This window comes from Aromatoleum petrolei (genome assembly GCF_017894385.1).
Classification (GTDB): Bacteria; Pseudomonadota; Gammaproteobacteria; order Burkholderiales; family Rhodocyclaceae; genus Aromatoleum; species Aromatoleum petrolei.
Map to the genome: position 1 here is coordinate 4,974,909 of NZ_CP059560.1, position 16,978 is coordinate 4,991,886.

General features: G+C 67.1%; 17 protein-coding genes. 11 read left to right on the top strand and 6 right to left on the bottom strand.

Annotated elements, in window-relative coordinates; genetic code table 11:
* The first annotated feature begins 56 nt into the window (after window positions 1-56).
* A complete protein-coding gene (gene aliB / locus ToN1_RS22775; RefSeq protein WP_169207998.1) occupies window positions 57-1,205 on the top strand; it encodes a cyclohexanecarboxyl-CoA dehydrogenase in 1,149 nt (382 codons plus the stop codon).
* On the opposite strand, the gene ToN1_RS22780 is transcribed toward aliB, so the two are convergent.
* Window positions 1,202-1,672: a MarR family winged helix-turn-helix transcriptional regulator gene (locus ToN1_RS22780; RefSeq protein WP_169207999.1), complete on the bottom strand. Its 471-nt coding sequence runs from the start codon at window positions 1,670-1,672 to the stop codon at window positions 1,202-1,204. The two genes, aliB and ToN1_RS22780, sit on opposite strands and share 4 nt — an antisense overlap.
* Before the next feature lie 99 nt (window positions 1,673-1,771).
* On the opposite strand from ToN1_RS22780, the gene badH reads away from it, so the two are divergent.
* From badH to ToN1_RS22800, 4 genes are all read left to right on the top strand, one after another.
* A complete protein-coding gene (gene badH, locus ToN1_RS22785; RefSeq protein ID WP_169208000.1) occupies window positions 1,772-2,539 on the top strand; it encodes a 2-hydroxycyclohexanecarboxyl-CoA dehydrogenase in 768 nt (255 codons plus the stop codon).
* Window positions 2,540-2,587: 48 nt separating this feature from the next.
* Window positions 2,588-3,370, top strand: coding sequence for a 2-ketocyclohexanecarboxyl-CoA hydrolase (gene badI / locus ToN1_RS22790; protein WP_169208001.1), 783 nt, complete (start codon window positions 2,588-2,590; stop codon window positions 3,368-3,370).
* Between the two features lie 100 nt (window positions 3,371-3,470).
* On the top strand, window positions 3,471-4,625 hold the full coding sequence (locus ToN1_RS22795; protein ID WP_169208002.1) for an acyl-CoA dehydrogenase family protein: 1,155 nt from the start codon (window positions 3,471-3,473) through the stop codon (window positions 4,623-4,625).
* Window positions 4,622-5,362 carry a nitroreductase gene (locus ToN1_RS22800; RefSeq protein ID WP_169208003.1) on the top strand — a complete coding sequence of 247 codons (741 nt, stop codon included), beginning with the start codon at window positions 4,622-4,624 and terminating at the stop codon, window positions 5,360-5,362. The genes ToN1_RS22795 and ToN1_RS22800 overlap by 4 nt, the downstream gene beginning before the upstream one ends.
* A gap of 124 nt (window positions 5,363-5,486) precedes the next feature.
* On the opposite strand, the gene paaY is transcribed toward ToN1_RS22800, so the two are convergent.
* Window positions 5,487-6,101, bottom strand: coding sequence for a phenylacetic acid degradation protein PaaY (gene paaY / locus ToN1_RS22805; protein ID WP_169208004.1), 615 nt, complete (start codon window positions 6,099-6,101; stop codon window positions 5,487-5,489).
* Window positions 6,102-6,313: 212 nt separating this feature from the next.
* Between paaY and ToN1_RS22810 the strand changes: the two genes are divergently transcribed.
* From ToN1_RS22810 to ToN1_RS22825, 4 genes are all read left to right on the top strand, one after another.
* Entirely contained in the window at window positions 6,314-7,084 is a 771-nt protein-coding gene (locus ToN1_RS22810) for an enoyl-CoA hydratase (protein WP_169208005.1), read from the top strand.
* A 3-nt stretch (window positions 7,085-7,087) separates the two neighbouring features.
* The gene (locus ToN1_RS22815; RefSeq protein WP_169208006.1) at window positions 7,088-8,608 is read left to right on the top strand and encodes a 3-hydroxyacyl-CoA dehydrogenase; all 1,521 of its coding nucleotides are present in this window, start codon (window positions 7,088-7,090) and stop codon (window positions 8,606-8,608) included.
* A gap of 29 nt (window positions 8,609-8,637) precedes the next feature.
* On the top strand, window positions 8,638-9,846 hold the full coding sequence (locus ToN1_RS22820; RefSeq protein WP_169208007.1) for a 3-oxoadipyl-CoA thiolase: 1,209 nt from the start codon (window positions 8,638-8,640) through the stop codon (window positions 9,844-9,846).
* A gap of 205 nt (window positions 9,847-10,051) precedes the next feature.
* Window positions 10,052-10,642: a nucleotidyltransferase family protein gene (locus ToN1_RS22825; protein WP_169208008.1), complete on the top strand. Its 591-nt coding sequence runs from the start codon at window positions 10,052-10,054 to the stop codon at window positions 10,640-10,642.
* Between the two features lie 16 nt (window positions 10,643-10,658).
* On the opposite strand, the gene ToN1_RS22830 is transcribed toward ToN1_RS22825, so the two are convergent.
* The 3 genes from ToN1_RS22830 to ipdC form a co-directional block, all read right to left on the bottom strand.
* Window positions 10,659-11,315 (bottom strand): HAD family hydrolase, encoded by a 657-nt coding sequence (locus tag ToN1_RS22830; RefSeq protein ID WP_169208009.1) that lies wholly within the window; start codon window positions 11,313-11,315, stop codon window positions 10,659-10,661.
* A gap of 99 nt (window positions 11,316-11,414) precedes the next feature.
* Window positions 11,415-12,248 carry a DUF3025 domain-containing protein gene (locus ToN1_RS22835; protein WP_169208010.1) on the bottom strand — a complete coding sequence of 278 codons (834 nt, stop codon included), beginning with the start codon at window positions 12,246-12,248 and terminating at the stop codon, window positions 11,415-11,417.
* A gap of 12 nt (window positions 12,249-12,260) precedes the next feature.
* Window positions 12,261-13,883 carry an indolepyruvate/phenylpyruvate decarboxylase gene (gene ipdC / locus ToN1_RS22840; protein ID WP_169208011.1) on the bottom strand — a complete coding sequence of 541 codons (1,623 nt, stop codon included), beginning with the start codon at window positions 13,881-13,883 and terminating at the stop codon, window positions 12,261-12,263.
* Between the two features lie 120 nt (window positions 13,884-14,003).
* Between ipdC and ToN1_RS22845 the strand changes: the two genes are divergently transcribed.
* Window positions 14,004-14,525, top strand: coding sequence for an Lrp/AsnC family transcriptional regulator (locus tag ToN1_RS22845; RefSeq protein WP_169208012.1), 522 nt, complete (start codon window positions 14,004-14,006; stop codon window positions 14,523-14,525).
* A 5-nt stretch (window positions 14,526-14,530) separates the two neighbouring features.
* On the opposite strand, the gene ToN1_RS22850 is transcribed toward ToN1_RS22845, so the two are convergent.
* On the bottom strand, window positions 14,531-15,091 hold the full coding sequence (locus ToN1_RS22850; RefSeq protein ID WP_169208013.1) for a YcbK family protein: 561 nt from the start codon (window positions 15,089-15,091) through the stop codon (window positions 14,531-14,533).
* Window positions 15,092-15,170: 79 nt separating this feature from the next.
* Between ToN1_RS22850 and ToN1_RS22855 the strand changes: the two genes are divergently transcribed.
* Window positions 15,171-16,808 (top strand): L,D-transpeptidase family protein, encoded by a 1,638-nt coding sequence (locus ToN1_RS22855; RefSeq protein ID WP_244860864.1) that lies wholly within the window; start codon window positions 15,171-15,173, stop codon window positions 16,806-16,808.
* The last annotated feature ends 170 nt before the right edge of the window (window positions 16,809-16,978 follow it).

A 16,978-nucleotide genomic window follows, 5' to 3' on the forward strand; every position in this document is an offset into this window, starting at 1 on the left:
GACAGAAAAGTTTGCTGCTCCCTAGAATGCGCAAAACCTACACAGGAGGAGCAGCGATGGATTTCAGTCTCAGCCCCGAGCAGCAGGCGCTCGTCGATACCGCAGCCCGTTTTGCCCGCGAACGGCTCGCCCCGGGCTACAAGGCGCGTGAGAAGGCCGAACGCATCGAGCGCGAAGTCATCCGCGAGATGGGCGAACTCGGCTTCCTCGGGCCGGAGTTGTCCGAAGCGCACGGCGGCATGGGTGTCGATTGCCTGACCAGCGGCCTGCTGCTGGAGCAGATCTCGTACGGTGACTTCAACGTCTCCTACGTGAATCTGCTCACCTCGCTGTGCGGACAGATCGTCGCGAACTACGCGCGGCCGGACATCGCGAAGGAGTGGCTGGGCCAGGTCATCGCCGGCAAGAAGGCGATCGCGATCGCGCTGACCGAGCCGAGCGCCGGTTCCGACGCGGCGCGCCTCAAGCTGAAGGCGACGCGCGAAGGCGATGTGTGGGTGCTCAACGGCGAGAAGACCTCGATCTCGATGGCGACGCAGGCGGACGTGGCGGTGGTGTTCGCCCGCACCGGCGCCGAATCCGATCGCGCCCGCGGCATCAGCGCCTTCCTTGTCCCGATGGACCTGCCCGGGATCACCCGTACGGCCTTCGACGACATCGGTACCCGCCCGGTGGGTCGCGGTTCGATCTTCTTCGACGACGTCTGTGTGCCGGCCGAAATGATGCTCGGCGACGAGGGCAAGGGCTTCGTGCAGGTGATGCAGGGCTTCGACTACAGCCGCGCGCTGATCGGCATCCAGTGCATGGGTGTGGTGCGCGCCTCGCTCGACGAGACCTGGCGCTACGTGCAGGAGCGCGAGGCCTTCGGGAAGAAGATCGGCGAGTTCCAGGGGGTGACCTTCCCGCTCGCCGAGGCCGAGACGATGTACGAAGCCTGCCGCGTGCTATGCCTGAAGACGCTGTGGCTGAAGGATCAGGGACTGGAGCACACGGCCGAGGCGGCGATGTGCAAGTGGTGGGCGCCGAAGGTGGCGTGCGAAATCATCCACCAGTGCCTGCTCACGCACGGCCACGGCGGGTACGCGAGCGACTACGACTTCGGCCAGCGCTATCGCGACGTCATGGGCCTGCAGATCGGCGACGGCACCGCGAACATCATGAAGATGATCATCGGTCGTCAGAAGCTCGCGGCGCACGAAATCTAAAGCTTGGCCATGTTGCGCTGCAGGAGGCTGACGTAGTGGATGAACTGCAGGCGGTCATCGAACGAGAAGCCTTTCAGCGCCTGGTCGTAGAAGTCGTGGATGGGATCGGCGAGCTTGACCCACAGCTCCTCGCCCTTGGGGCTGAGCTTGACTTTCACGGATCGGCGGTCTTCCTCGCTGGTGGCGCGTTCGATCAGGCCGTCGCGTTCGAGCCGCGTAAGGATGCCCGACAGGTTCTGGCGGCTGACGAGCAGGAAGCGCGACAGCTCGCCGACGCCCATGCCTTCCTTGACCTTGGGCCGGGACAGCGCGCCGAGCACGGACCACTGCTGCGTCGTCACGCCGAACTCGTCGAGGGCCTGCGTGCCCTTGGTGTGCAGCGTGTTCGCGGCCTGGAAGAAACGGAAGAACAGCCGGTTGCTGATCTCCATCGTGGCGAGGTCCTTGGCAGCGGAAAGGTCTTTCATCGGGGAGTCAGGTCGGTTGCGAACGGCGCCCATTGAAGCGCAAAGCATGGCCCGGACGCAACGGGCCGAATTGATGGTTATCCAACAGGAGAGTGAGAGATGAGTGGTTTTGAAGGGAAGGTCGTGATCGTGACGGGCGGTGCGGGTGGTATCGGTTCCGCAATCTGCCGCCGTTTCGGCGAAGAGGGTGCCAGCGTCGCGGTGTTTGACATCAACCGTGACGCGGCCGAGGCCGTCGCTGCGGAAATCCGGTCGGCGGGCGGCAAGGCGCGCGCATATCCGGTCGACCTGACGAGCCAGGATTCGGTGATTACCGCCGTGACCGCCGCCGAGGGCGAACTCGGCCCGATCGACGTGCTGGTAAACAACGCCGGCTGGGACAAGGTCGGCAACTTCCTCGATACCGACAAGCCGCTGTGGGACAGGATCGTCGCGATCAACCTGTACGGCGCGCTGTACATGCACCACGCGGTCGTCAAAGGCATGCGTGACCGCGGCTACGGCCGCGTGATCAACGTCGCGTCCGACGCCGGCCGTGTCGGTTCGTCGGGCGAGGCGGTGTACTCCTTCTGCAAGGGCGGCCTGATCTCGTTCTCCAAGACGATGGCCCGCGAACTCGCCCGCCAGCAGATCAACATCAACGTCGTGTGCCCCGGCCCGACCGACACCCCGCTGCTCGACGACATCTGCGGCGAGGGCGAACGCGGTGACAAGCTGCGCACCGCCTTCACCCGCGCCGTGCCCTTCGGCCGCCTCGGCCAGCCGGGCGACCTGCCGGGCGCGGTGGCCTTCCTCGCCAGCGACGACGCCGCATTCATCACCGGGCAGGTGATGAGTGTGTCGGGCGGCCTGACGATGGCCGGTTAAGACGCGAACGATCAACACCATTTCAGGCATTACAACGAGGAGCAGACCATGGAATACCAGGACATTCTCTACACCAAGCAGGACGGCATCGCGACGATCATGATCAACCGTCCCGCGCAGTACAACGCGTTCCGCGCGCAGACCTGCGAGGAAATGATCCACGCGCTCAAGGATGCGGACTTCGACCGCACCATCGGCGTGGTCGTGCTGACCGGTGCGGGCGACAAGGCCTTCTGCACCGGCGGCGACCAGGGCACGCAGGACGGCGGCTACGGCGGCCGCGGCACGATCGGCCTGCCGATCGAGGAAGTGCAGAGTGCCATCCGCGACATCGCCAAGCCCGTGATCGCCCGCGTGAACGGCTACGCGATCGGCGGCGGCAACGTGCTCGTGACGATCTGCGACCTCGCGATCGCCTCCGACAAGGCCCAGCTCGGCCAGGCCGGTCCGCGCGTCGGCTCGGTCGACCCCGGCTTCGGCACCGCGCTGCTGGCGCGCGTCGTCGGCGAGAAGAAGGCACGCGAGATCTGGTACCTGTGCCGCCGCTACACCGCGCAGGAAGCGCTGGCGATGGGCCTCGTGAATGCCGTCGTGCCGCACGACCAGCTCGACGCCGAAGTGAAGAAATGGTGCGACGAGATCGTTGAGAAGAGCCCGACCGCGATCGCGCTGGCGAAGAAGTCCTTCAACGTCGATACGGAACTGATCCGCGGCATGGGCGGCCTGGCAATGCACGCGCTCAAGCTCTACTACGAGACGGCGGAATCGGCCGAGGGCGGCAACGCCTTCCGCGAGAAGCGCAAGCCCGAGTTCCGCAAATACCAGAAGTAAGCGCGCACGCGTTTCGCGTTCCGGCCGGAAGTTCTCCGCCGGAACGCGGGCCGCGCATCACCCAGACAACCACAACGCAGCATCGGAGAGGGAACACGACATGATCCGCGACCAGGAGACACTCAACATTCTTCTCGACACGATCTCGCGCTTCGTGCGCGAGCGCCTCGTGCCGCAGGAGGCTCACGTCGCCGAGACCGACCAGATTCCGGCGGAGCTCGTCGCTGAGATGAAGGAGCTGGGGCTCTTCGGCCTGTCGATTCCCGAGGAATTCGGCGGCATGGGGCTGACGATGGAAGAGGAGGTCCTTGCCACCTTCGAAATCGGCCAGACCTCGCCGTGCTTTCGCTCCCTGTTCGCGACCAACAACGGCATCGGCGCCCAGGGCATCGTCATCGACGGCACGCCCGAACAGAAGCGCGACTACCTTCCGCGGCTTGCGTCCGGCGAGATCATCGGCTCCTTCGCGCTGACCGAACCCGACGCTGGGTCCGACGCGGGTAGCCTCCGCACCACGGCCCGGCGCGACGGCGACTCCTATGTGCTGAACGGCACCAAGCGCTACATCACCAACGCGCCCGAAGCCGGCATCTTCACGGTGATGGCACGCACCAACCCCGACGCGAAAGGGGCTGCGGGGATCTCCGCCTTCATCGTCGAGAAGGGCACGCCGGGGTTGTCGCTCGGCCAGATCGACAAGAAGATGGGCCAGAAGGGCGCCCATACCTGCGACGTGATCTTCGAGGACTGCCGTATTCCCGCCGCCAACGTGATCGGCGGCAAGGAAGAGGTCGGCTTCAAGACCGCGATGAAGGTGCTCGACAAGGGCCGCATCAACATCGCAGCGATCTGCGTCGGCGTGGCCGAGCGCATGCTGGCGGACGCCCTGCGCTACGCGATGGAGCGCAAGCAGTTCGGCAAGCCGATCGCGGAGTTCCAGCTCATCCAGGCAATGCTCGCCGACAGCAAGGCCGAGATCTACGCCGCGCGCAGCATGGTGGTGGACGCGGCAAGGAAGCGCGACGAGGGGCGTGATGTCGGCACGGAAGCCGCGTGTGCCAAGCTCTTCGCGTCGGAAATGTGCTGCCGCGTCGCCGATCGTGCCGTGCAGATCTTCGGTGGCGCAGGTTACCTGTCGGAATACGGCATCCAGCGCTTCTACCGCGACGTGCGCCTGTTCCGCATCTTCGAAGGCACGAGCCAGATCCAGCAGCTCGTGATCGCGCGCAACATGATCCGGGAAGCCGGTGAATGAACGCGCGCGTGCGGGACGATCCCGTCGTGTCCTTCGGCGGCGACGAGGCGGCGCTCGACTGGCTGATCTCGCGTCGCCACTCGATACGCGCCTTCCTGTCGGTCCCCGTCGATCGGGGAACGATCGAGGGCTTGTTGCGGGTCGCCGCGCGCGCGCCGTCGGGCAACAACATCCAGCCGTGGCGTGTGCATGTCGTGACCGGCGTGAAGCGCGATGCGCTGGTGAATGCCGTCTGCGCGGCCTTCGACCACGCCGACGACAGCCACGAGCTGGAGTACGCATATTACCCGACCGAGTTCTTCGAGCCCTACCTCGGCCGACGTCGCCGCAGCGGCTGGGGGCTGTACGCCCACCTCGGCATCGAGAAGGGCGACCGCGAGCGGATGCGCGTGCAGACGCGACGCAACTTCCGGTTCTTCGACGCCCCCGTCGGACTCGTGTTCACGATCGACCGGCGTCTGGGGCAGGGAAGCTGGCTCGACTACGGCATGTTCCTGCAAAACGTGATGCTGGCGGCCGAGGCTCGCGGTCTATCCACCTGCGCGCAGGCGGCGTGGAATCCGTACCACCGGATCATTTCCGAGGCGCTCGGCCTCGGCGAGCACGAGCAACTCGTGTGCGGCATGGCGCTCGGCTACGCCGACCCCGACGCCCCGGAGAACGCGCTGGTCACCGAGCGTGCGCCGCTGTCCGAATTTGTCGTCATGCACGGCGAGGCGGCCGTTGCCGCGCACTAAGGTTTTTTCGTGGGGCGTTCCAGCCGAACGTCCCGCCTCCGGTGCAGTTCGTCCTGCTCCCTTCTCCCAAACTCGCCGGAGTTCTGGCCGGCTCGACGCCTTCGCGTCGAGCCGGATTTTTTCCTCAGCCCCGCTGTTTCTGTTCGCTCAGCGGCACGATCTCGGGCATCACGATGCGCTTGCGTCCCGGCTCGACCGCCGTCAGAGCGTCGGTCTCCTCCATTGTCTCGAGGCAGCGCACCGCGAGGCTCTGGTAGATCCCCGTTCCTCGCACCTTCCACGCCATCTCCTGCTCGGTCAGCGCGCGCACGACCTTGGCCGGCACGCCGGCGACCAGCGAATTGGCCGGAACTTCCATGCCGGCCTTCACGAAGCTGCATGCGGCGACGAAGGTGTTTTCCCCGATCACGGCGTTGTCCATCACGACGGCGTTCATGCCGACCAGTGCGTTGCGCTTGATCGTGCAGCAGTGCAGGACGGCGCCGTGGCCGATGTGCCCGTTCTCCTCAACCACCGTGTCGTGCTCGGGGAAGCTGTGGATCACGCAGGTGTCCTGCACGTTCACGCCGGCCTGCAGGATCAGGCGCCCGAAATCGCCGCGCAGGCTGGCACAGGGGCCGACATAGCAGCCGGGGCCGACGATCACGTCACCGATCAGCACGGCGGTCGGATGCACGTAGGCGGTCGGGTCGACCACCGGCACGACGCCGTCGATTGCGAATACGCGGGGAGTGTTCATCGAAGCTCCTTGTTCGCCCAGCGTGGGCTCGTGGGGTGGGGTGGATCCGTTGTTCTTGGTGCGGCGTCATGCGCCGCCTCACGCCTTAAAGGCATTATATTGCCCGGCAAGTTGGATTCTAGGGGTTTATCCCTTCGCGGAAAAGCAGTATCGTGCATTTCCCAATACATTCAGAAGAACGGTTCCCAGTGCGGACCCAAGGAGAGAACGAGATGGAAGCAGTAGTGGTCGAACGACCGAGTCCCCAGGTTGCGGTCGTGCGCATGAACCGGCCGGAGGCGCGCAATGCCTTGAACCAGCAGGTGCGCAAGGAATTGGCCGAGCACTTCTCCACGCTCGGGCGCGACCCCGAGGTGCGGGCCATCGTGCTGACCGGCGGTGACAAGTACTTCGCTGCCGGCGCGGACCTGCGCGAAATGGTCGGGGCCGGTGCGATCGAGATCATGCTGCGCAATACCCACCTCCTATGGGGCGCGATCGCGAGCTGCCCGAAGCCGGTGATCGCCGCGGTGAATGGCTTCGCGTGGGGCGGCGGGTGCGAGCTCGCGATGCACGCTGACATCATCGTTGCGGGCGAGGGTGCGTCCTTCTGCCAGCCCGAGGTCAAGGTCGGGATCATGCCCGGCGCCGGTGGCACGCAGCGCCTGGCACGCGCGGTGGGCAAATTCAAGGCAATGAAGATGGTGCTGACCGGCCAGCCGGTGAGCGGGCGCGAGGCGGGCGAGATGGGTTTGGCGAGTGAGGTCGTGCCGGATGCCGAGGTGCAGTCGCGTGCGATGGAACTTGCAACGCAGATCGCTGCGCTGCCGCCGCTCGCGATCGCGCAGATCAAGGAAGTGCTGCTCGCGGGGCAGGATGCCTCGCTCGATGCGGCGCTGATGCTCGAGCGGAAGGCCTTCCAGCTGCTGTTCGCGAGCCGCGACCAGAAGGAAGGCATGCAAGCCTTCTTCGACAAGCGTGCAGCCGATTTCCGGGGGGAGTGAGCGATGTTCGATGCGATGCGTAATGACCTGACCCTGGGCGTCGTCGGCACCGGCCTGATGGGGCGCGGGATCGCGCAGATCGCCGTGCAGGCAGGCGTCACGGTGCGGCTGTTCGACACGCGCGCCGGCGCGGCAGCCGAAGCCTGCGATGCGGTCGGCGGCATGCTGGCGAAGCTCGCCGAGAAGGGCAAGATCGACACCGCCGCGGCGCGCGCCGCGACCGAGCGCATGACCGTCGCGGCGAGTCTCGCGGAGCTGGCCGGCTGCGATGTCGTCGTCGAGGCCATCGTCGAGAACCTCGACGCCAAGCGCGGCCTGTTCCGCGATCTCGAAGAAGTCGTCTCCGACGAGTGCGTGCTGGCGACCAACACGTCCTCGCTGTCAGTGACCTCCATCGCTGCCGCTTGCCGGCGCCCCGAGCGGGTCGCGGGCCTGCACTTCTTCAGCCCGGTGCCGCTGATGAAGGTCGTCGAGATCATCGACGGCGTGCGCGGCGATCGCACCGTGGGCGATGCGCTGATGGCGCTCGCGCGACGCATGGGCCACACGCCGGTGCGCGCCTCCGACACGCCGGGCTTCATCGTGAACCACGCCGGACGCGGCTACCTCACGGAGTCCCTGCGCGTACTCGGCGAAGGCATCACTGACTTCGCGACGCTGGACCGCATCCTCAAGGAATCGGTCGGCTTCCGCATGGGACCGTGCGAATTGCTCGACCTTACCGGGCTGGACGTGTCGCATCCAGTGATGGAATCGATCTACGAGCAGTACTACCAGGAACCGCGCTTCCGCCCGTCGCCGATCACGCGCCAGCGCCTCGCGGGCGGCCTGCTCGGGCGCAAGAGCGGGCAGGGCTTCTACGTGTACAAGGATGGAAGCGCGCAATCCGTCGCGATGCCGCCCGTACCGGCCGTCGCGCCGGTGCCCCTGTGGGTGAGCCGCGCCGATGCGGCGTTGCATGCGCGCGTCGTCGCCGTGCTGGAGGCGCAGGGCGTCGCGCTCGACCGCGGCGATCGTCCGTCCGCTGATTCGGTCGGCGTCGTGCTGCCGGTCGGCACCGATGCGACCACTTGCGCGCTGGCCGAGGGACTCGACCCCAAGCGCACTTTGGCGCTCGATCCGCTGTTCGTCGACAAGCACCTGACGCTGATGACGACGCCGGTGACGGCAGCCGAAGCGCGTGACGCCGCGTGGGCCGCGCTCGCGGCCGGCGGCAAGGCCGTGTCCGTCGTGCGCGACAGCGCCGGCCTCGTCGCGCAACGCGTTGTCGCGACCATCGTCAACATCGGCTGCGACATCGCGCAGCAGCGCGTCGCGTCGCCGGAAGACATCGACTCGGCCGTGCGTCTCGGCCTCGGCTATCCGAAGGGGCCGCTCGCGCTCGGCGATTCGCTCGGCGCCGCGACCATCCTCGCGATCCTCGACGGCATGCACGAGTTCTACCGCGATCCACGCTATCGCCCCAGCCCCTGGCTCACCCGCCGCGCACGCCTGGGCGTGTCGCTGACGACGCCTGACAACTGACAAACAAACCATTCACCAAAGGAGATTCCATGCTCGATGCCTACCTCTACGCCGGTCTGCGTTCCCCCATCGGCCGCCACGCCGGCTCGCTCGCCCCGGTTCGCCCCGACGACCTCGTCGCCACCGTGATCCGCGAAGTCGTTGAGCGTTCACCGTTCGCGGCCGCGGATATCGAGGACGTCGTCCTCGGCTGCGCGGCGCAGGCCGGCGAGGATTCGCGCAACGTCGCACGCCACGCCGCGCTACTCGCGGGCCTGCCGACGCAGGTGGCCGGCCAGACCATCAACCGCCTGTGCGGCAGCGGCCTCGCCGCGGTGCTCGACACGGCACGCGCCGTCACGGTGGGCGAGGGCGAGCTCTACGTCGCCGGCGGCGTCGAGAGCATGAGCCGCGCCCCCTTCGTCGTCGCGAAGGCGGAATCGCCCTACAGCCGCGACTTCAAGGTGTTCGACACGACCATCGGCGCGCGCTTCCCGAACCCGAAGATCGTCGAGCAGTACGGCAACGACAGCATGCCCGAGACGGGCGACAACGTCGCCGCCGAATTCGGCATCTCGCGCGAGGACGCCGACCGCTTCGCGGCTGCGTCGCAGTCGAAGTACGCGGCCGCGAAGGAAGCCGGTTTCTACGCCGGCGAGATCCTGCCGATCTCGGTGCCGACCGGCCGCAAGACCCCGCCGCTGGTTGTCGCCGAAGACGAGCATCCGCGCCCCGAGTCGACCTATGAATCGCTGGCGAAGCTGAAGTCCCTTTTCCCGAACGGCGTCGTCACCGCGGGCAACGCCTCCGGCATCAACGACGGCGCAGCGGCGCTGCTCGTCGGCAGCAAGGCTGCGGGCGAGAAGGCCGGCGCAAAGCCGATGGCGCGCATCCTCGCGGGCGCGGTCGCGGGCGTCGAGCCGCGCATCATGGGCGTCGGCCCCGCCTACGCGATCCCGAAGGCGATCGCGCGTGCCGGGCTCACGCTCAAGGACATGGACGTCATCGAGATCAACGAGGCCTTCGCTCCGCAGGTGCTGAGCTGCCTGAAGCTGATGGGTGTCGCGTTCGACGATCCGCGCGTGAATCCCAACGGCGGTGCGATCGCGATCGGCCACCCGCTCGGTGCGTCCGGCGCGCGCATCGCGCTCTCGGCCGCGCGCGAACTGGAGCGGCGCAACGGGCGCTATGCGGTGGTCAGCCTGTGCATCGGCGTCGGCCACGGCATCGCGCTGGTGATCGAACGCGTGCCGAGTTGAAGCAAGGGCAAACGCGCGACATCCCGTAGGGCGGGAGCAGCATTGCGCGTCCCGCCACAACGGCGCGTCATCCTGCCCGGCGTCCGGATGGCGGAATACGCCTCCGGCCCGACGGCCCGGACATCGATCCGGGCCGCGGCTCTCGCGGGGAATTCGCATCAGCTAAGCTGTGGTCCAGCAATCGTGTTCGCGCTGAGGTGAGGAATTGGAAGATCGTCCGAAATCGCCCCCGGGCATCGTCGGCATCCTGCTCGCAGCGGGGCAGGGTTCGCGCTTCGGCAGCAATAAGCTCTGTCATCCGCTGCCTGACGGCACGCCGGTCGCCGTGCGCAGCGCCACTAACCTGCGAGGTGCGCTGGGCGCGGTGCTCGCGGTCGTGCGCCCGGAGGATTCGTTGCTGCGCGGGCATTTCGATGCGGCGGGACTTCCGTACGTCCTGTGTCCCGACGCCGAACAGGGGATGGCGGCGACGCTGGCCTGCGGGATCCGCGCGACCGCCTGCACCGCGGGCTGGGTGATCGCGCTGGGCGACATGCCCTACATCCGGCCGGAAACGATTGCTGCGGTCGCTGCGGCGATTGGAGGCGGAGCGTTGCTCGCCGCGCCCTTCGTCGACGGAGAGCGCGGGCATCCGGTTGGTTTTGCCGTCTCTTTGAAGGACGAACTCCTGGCGCTGCAAGGCGACGAAGGCGCCCGGCGCGTGATCGTCGCGCACAAGGAGCAGTTGCGCCGCGTCCACTGCGACGACCCGGGCGTCCTCGCCGACATCGACGTGCCGGGCGACGTTCGCGCCTGACGGGCGCAGCGGCGTTTCAGGCTTCCAGCAGCGCCTCGGTCAGCGCGGCCGGGCTGGAAAAGGCGCGCCAGTGCGCCGCCAGTTCACCCGCCTCCAGACTGCCGTACCCCCAGGTCGCGGCAAAGAAGGGCAGGCGGTTCGCGTCGGCCGATTCGCCGTCCTCGCTGCGGTCGCCGACGTATACCGAGATGTGTTCAGGGATGTCGTGGTCGGCCATCAGGCGCGCGATCATCGCCGCCTTGGTCGGCAGGCGCGGTTCGAAGAGATCCAGCGCGTAGACCGTCTTGAAGTAACCGCTCCAGCCGAGGTGATCGAGGATCAGGCGCGTCGGATGCAGGCGCTTGTTCGTTGCGATCGCGAGCGTGCGGCCGCTGGCAGCAAGGCGTTCCAGCATGTCGCCCACCCCGGCGTAGGCGGCAGTCTCCCGGTAGCCCGCGGTGTCGTAGCTCGCCTTGAAGTGGCCGGCGAGCTCGTCGATGACCTGCGGATCCTTCGTCCCGGCGAGGATCTGCAGCGTCTCGATCAGCGGTGGGCCGACGATGGATTCATCGATCGTCACGGCCGGCGCGCGCCCCGCGGCGGCGAAGGCCTGGCGGTAGCTCGCGAGGATCGCGGGCGCGGAGTCGATCAGGGTGCCGTCGAGGTCGAAGAGGACGTATTGGAAGCGGGGCATCGATGGAGGGAGGCTTACTGTCGGGCGTGCATTCTACGGCGCTTCGTGCGCAGCGGCGAGAACCGGGGGCCCACGCCAGTTCGTGCAATCGCCTTGGAATCAGTCCGCGGGAATCTTGTTCGCCGGCACGCGTTTGGGGCGGAACTGGCGCGTGTCGCGGTAATACGAGGCGCACTCGTTTTCCGGTGTGATGCCAGGAATCCCCAGCAGCGGTAACGGTGCGAGCTCGCGCGGAGTGCGCAGCAGGCCGGAATCGAGCAGTTGCGCGGCGAGCCATGCGTCGGTCTCTGCCTGTCGTTCGGCGGCGGGGCGTGCCAGCCAGCCGGCATCGACGACGCGGTACAGCGCCTTGCCGCACAGCCCGAAGAAGGGCTCGCGCAACTGGTCCCAAGTGCCGTGACCTAAGACGATGAAGCGCGTGGTCTGGATCAAGTGTGCGCGCCGCGTCCAGAACGCTTCTTCCCATGCATGGGCGGCGAGCGAGGCGGGAATCTCCGGGTCGCTCGACACGACGACGATGCCGCATTCGTCGAACTGCGTCAGGGCGTCGCGCCTCAGTCCGCGCCCAGGCAGGCCGGCGGCGATTCGCGCCTCGCGCTCGCGCCGATGGAGGATATTGCAGGCGGCCTTCGTGCGCGGCCAGACGCACCACGCGAGGGCATTGAAGAAGTCGTGCCAGTCATACGCACGGGTCGGCACTGCGCCGGTCGTGAAGATGTGGTCCTCGTAGGCGTGGCCTTGCGCAGGCGGCGGGACGAAACGGATCGGCTGCCCGCTACCGCTCGCGGCCGCCGGCGCGACCTCGCGGATCAGCGCCGTGAGCTGAAGGGCATCGGGAAGCGCGGGCGCGGTGAAGCGCGCGAGCAGCGCCGCGATGGGTTCGAAGAGCGGCCGGGCGGCGAATGCCGCGGGGGTGTCGGGTCCGGCCGTCATCGATCTCCTGCGTTATTTCATGCTGATGCGTTTTACCCCGGCGACGAAGCGCGACAGCGTCGTCGACAGCACGCCGCGCGGGATCGTCACCTCGATCAGCTGGAAGCGGCCGCGCGTCGCGATCGCCTTGTCGAGCGCGGCCTTGAGCTCGGCGCGCGTCGACACGCGCACCCCATCGCCCCCGAGTCCCGCGGCCATCTCCGCGAATCCCCAGCGGCCGAGGTCGTTGAAACCCGATTCCGGCTGGAAGGTGCGCAGCATCTCCCAACTCGCGTTGTTGAACAAAAGCACGATCGGGTCCCAACCGTAGCGCTTGCAGTTGCCCAGTTCCCAGCCCGTCATCTGGAAGGCGCCGTCGCCGACCAGGATCAGCGGGCGCTGGCCGCTGGTCGCCTGCAGGCCCAGGCCCGCGGGCACGCCGAAGCCCATCGTCGCGTAGTAGCCGGGGGCGAGCAGCGCGGTCTGTTCGATCTCCATCGCGGTAAACAGGCAATCGCCGATGTCGGAGGCGATCGGCAGCTTGCCGTGTTCGGCGAAGAGGTCGTTCACAGCCTTGGCAATGTCGGTCGGCGCGATCGTCTCGCCGTCCGCGACAAGGTCCCTCGGGTACTGGTGCGGCGCGACCGAGAAGGCCTTGTCGGCGCTCGCCTTGACGCGTGCGAGCATCTCATCCACGAGGGCGGCGAGCGGGATGTTGGCGTACATGTGGTAGCCGAGCGTCACCTGGCCGTTGTGCGCCTGGATGGTCTTGCGCAGGTCGATGCGGGTTTCCGATACCGCGAAGTTGGTGTCCGAGATGATCTCGCCGAGCAGGAAGAGGCCGTCCGAGCCCTCGACGAGTTGGGTGACGTCCGGGAGGCCCGCGACACCCATGTAGGTCCCCACCAGCGGTGCGTCGCAGTCGGAAAGCAGGCCGCGGCCCATGAAGCTGGTGACGACCGGAAGTCCCAGCCGGCGCGACAGCTCCGCGACCTTTTGTTCGAGGCCGAAGCGCCGCACTTCCACTCCTGCCATCAGCACCGGGCTCTTGGCGACGTCGAGCCGGCCCAGGATCTCGTCGACGCAGGCGGCCAGCGCGTCCCGGTCGATGACGCGCGGCGCCTCGCGGAGGACGGGGGCGCATTCCTCGCGCACCATGTCGCGCGGAATCTCGATATACACCGGCTCGGAGTTGCGCAGGCAGCTCGCCAGCACACGTGCGATGTCCGCCGGCGCGCGCGCGGGGTCGTCGAGCTTGACCTGGTCGCAGGTGATCTCCTTGAAGATCTGCAGCTGCGAGTCGAGCGTCTTGGCCTGATGGTGCAGCAGCAGGCCGGAGCTCGCTTCGCCCTTGCCGGGGCCGCCGGAGAGCACGACCACCGGCGACTTCTCCGCATAGGCCGCCGCGACGGCATTGACCATGTTGAACGCGCCTGCGCCGTAGGTGACGGCCGCGACGCCCAGTCCGCCACGGATGCGCGCGGTCGCGTCCGCCGCGAATCCCACTCCCGGCTCGTGCGAGAGCGTGTACAGCGGCAGGATCTGCGATTCCTCGATGATGCGGAAATACGGCAAGGCGAAGTCTCCGGGGATGCCGAAGATCTCATGGGCGCCGTGGTCCTTGAGCGCGTGCAGCAGGGATTCGACCAGGTTCATGCGTTGCTCCTCCTATGCGTTGTTATCGAGCATTATTGCGCGCGTCTTGCGCACATTGCGTTCGTTATGTGCGCATAATTGGGTCTTCTGTGCACGAAATGCGTATGAGGATTAGAAACGATGCAACAGATCGTCGTGGATAAATTCGACCTGCAGATTCTCGATGCGTTGCAGCGCCGCGGCAACGCCACCAACAGCGCGCTCGGGGAGGAGATCCATCTCTCGGCCTCGCAGATCAGCCGGCGCATCAGCCGCATGGAGCAGGGCGGCATCATCGCATCCTACGCCGCGCTGCTCGACCCGGCCGCAGTGGGGCTGGACGTGTCGGCCTTCGCGCAAGTCACGCTGGAGCGCCACGGCGAGTCGCGCAGCGACGCCTTCGAGCGCGCGGTGTCAGCCCTGCCCGAGGTGGTGGCGTGTTTTTCGGTGAGCGGCGATGCGGATTACGTGATGCACATCGTCGCGCCCGACCTGGTCGCGTTCTCCGACGTGATGATGAAGCGCATCATGCGCCTGCCGGGGCTGGCGCACCTGAAGACCAATATCGCGCTGAAGACGGTAAAACAAACGAGCGTGCTGCCGCTCGACCACATCATGCACGCGCCGCAGCCGCGGCGCCGAATGCAATTCGCATCGGCGTAGCGCGCTCAGCCCGCCCAGTGGCGCACGCGGCCGGTGTCGAGATGTACGAAATCCGACTCCCGGTAGTAGCCTACGCCGCCCGCCTGCAGCGCCAATGCAGCGTCGCGCAGTGCGGCGGTGTCGAAGCCAGGCATGCGAACGTCGATCGCCCGCCCGTCCATGTGCAGGCTGCGCGTCGCAACGCCCTTGCCGTCGGCGTTGTGCAGCATGCCGTTGGTCACCGGCGAGCGGAAAGCCGAGATGATTTCGAAACTTTCTCCACCGCATGTCGTCCGCAATGTATGGAGAATATCCAGCAGGCGGGGGTCGATGCGAGCGACATCCCCGGTACGGAAATCGCGCATCAGCCAGTCGATCCGCTCCAGCGCCGAGGGCAAGTAGATCCCGCCGCTGCGATAGACGATGCGCAGGTTCTCGTCCGTATGCGTGTGGCGGAAGCACAGCTCGCAGTCGGCTTCGGCGACGCTGGCCTGCGCCTTGCCGAAGTTCAGGCCAAGGGGAAGGGCGGCAAGGCCTTTCAGCAGGAGCCGGCGACGGGCGGTGACAGAATGGAGATTCTTCGACATGTTTGTTCGGATGACGGGGCGACGGCGCACGGGAGCAATCGTAAACCGTGTGGCACGACTTGGGTGTGCGATCCGTGGGGTGCTTGCCCTGATCCTGCTTGCGCTCGCCACCGCAGCCATTGCCGCGCCGCTGGCCGACGGTCTGCTGCGGGACGCGCTGCGCGAGCGTGCCGAAGCGCTGCGCAACGGCGGCGACGTGCGGCCCGGGGGGGGCGTCATCGCGGCACGCAGGGTGATCCCGGAGTTCTACGAAAGCCGGGGTTTTGCGCCGGCGTGGGCGGACGCCGACCGCCGCAGTGCGCTGCTGACGACAGTCCGGGACAGCGCGAGCCACGGGCTCGATCCCGCCGACTATCAGATCGACGTGCTGCGCAAGCTGGCCGACGAAGCCGGCAGTGATCCGCTGAAGATGGCGGACTGCGAGTTGCTGTTTACGGAAGCGCTGATCCGGCTGGTCTATCATCTGCGATTCGGCAAGGTCGACCCGCGCGAACTCTACCCGGAGTGGAATTTCTCGCGCTCCCTCGGAGCGGTCCGGTCGGTGCAGGCGCTCGAAGCGCTCGTGCGGGCGGACTCTCTTCACGATGCCGTCGAGCGCTATGCACCGCAACTCGAATCCTACCGCCGCCTTCGCAATGCGCTTTCCGCCTACCAGGCAATCGAGGCGCGCGGCGGCTGGCCGGCGCTTCGTCCGGGGCCGACGCTGCGGGCCGGCGAACACGATGCCCGCGTCGCGGCCCTGCGCGCGCGCCTGGCGGCGAGTGGCGACTACGTGTCGTCCGGCACGCCTCAACCGGATCTGTTCGATGATGGACTGCGCACGGCGGTCATCGCCTTCCAGTCACACCACGGCCTGGAACCGGACGGCGCCGTCGGGCGCCGCACGCTCGCCGAGCTGCAGGTCGACGTCGGGCGGCGCATCGAGCAGATCCGCGTGAATCTCGAACGCCTGCGCTGGGTCGCGCAGGACATCGAGGGCGATTACCTGATCGTCGACATCGCCGGGTTCAGCGCCCGGCTGTACCTGGACAACCGCCTTGCGTGGCAGTCGCGCGTGGTGGTCGGCCGTCCTTACCGCAAGACGCCGACCTTCCGGGCGGTGATGCAGTACCTCGTGCTCAATCCGAAATGGGTGGTGCCGCCGACGATTCTGCGCGAGGACGTCGTGCCCAATGTGCTCCGCGACGCCCGCTACCTGGCCGAGAACGACATGCGTGTCGTCGATGGCGCCGGGCGGACGATCGCACCGGCCGCCATCAACTGGGCGCGCTACCGTAACGGCGGCTTCCCATACCAGATCGTCCAGGCGCCGGGAGCGGAGAATCCGCTCGGGCGGATCAAATTCATGCTGCCGAACGAGTACTCGGTGTATCTCCACGACACCCCGTCAAGAGCGCTGTTCGGGCGCAGCGAGCGGGCCTTCAGCTCGGGCTGCATCCGCCTCGAGCGTCCGCTGGAACTGGCCGTGCTGTTGCTGGACGACCCGGAGCAGTGGAATGCGGAGGCGCTGCAGAAGGCCATCGAGATCGGCGAAACGCGCACGGTCCCGGTCGAGCGGCGCGTACCGGTGATGATCCTTTACCACACCGTCGAGGTCGGCGACGACGGCACAACAGACTTCCGGCCGGACCTCTACGATCGCGACGCCGAGGTTTCAGCGGCACTGGCGCGCCCGTTCCGCTTCAGCACGGCCGGGCGCGCGGGAAACGTTCGGTGACGCGACTCAGCCCCCGTTTCACGCGCTCCTGGCTCCAGTCACCAATGCATCGTCGAGGTGCCGCTCCGGCTGCCGCTGCGAGACGGTTATTGTGCATTGCAGTAAAATCCGACATATGTTCGGTGCCTAGCGCAAGTCGATAGGCTCTTCATGCGTTTTCCATCTCCGCA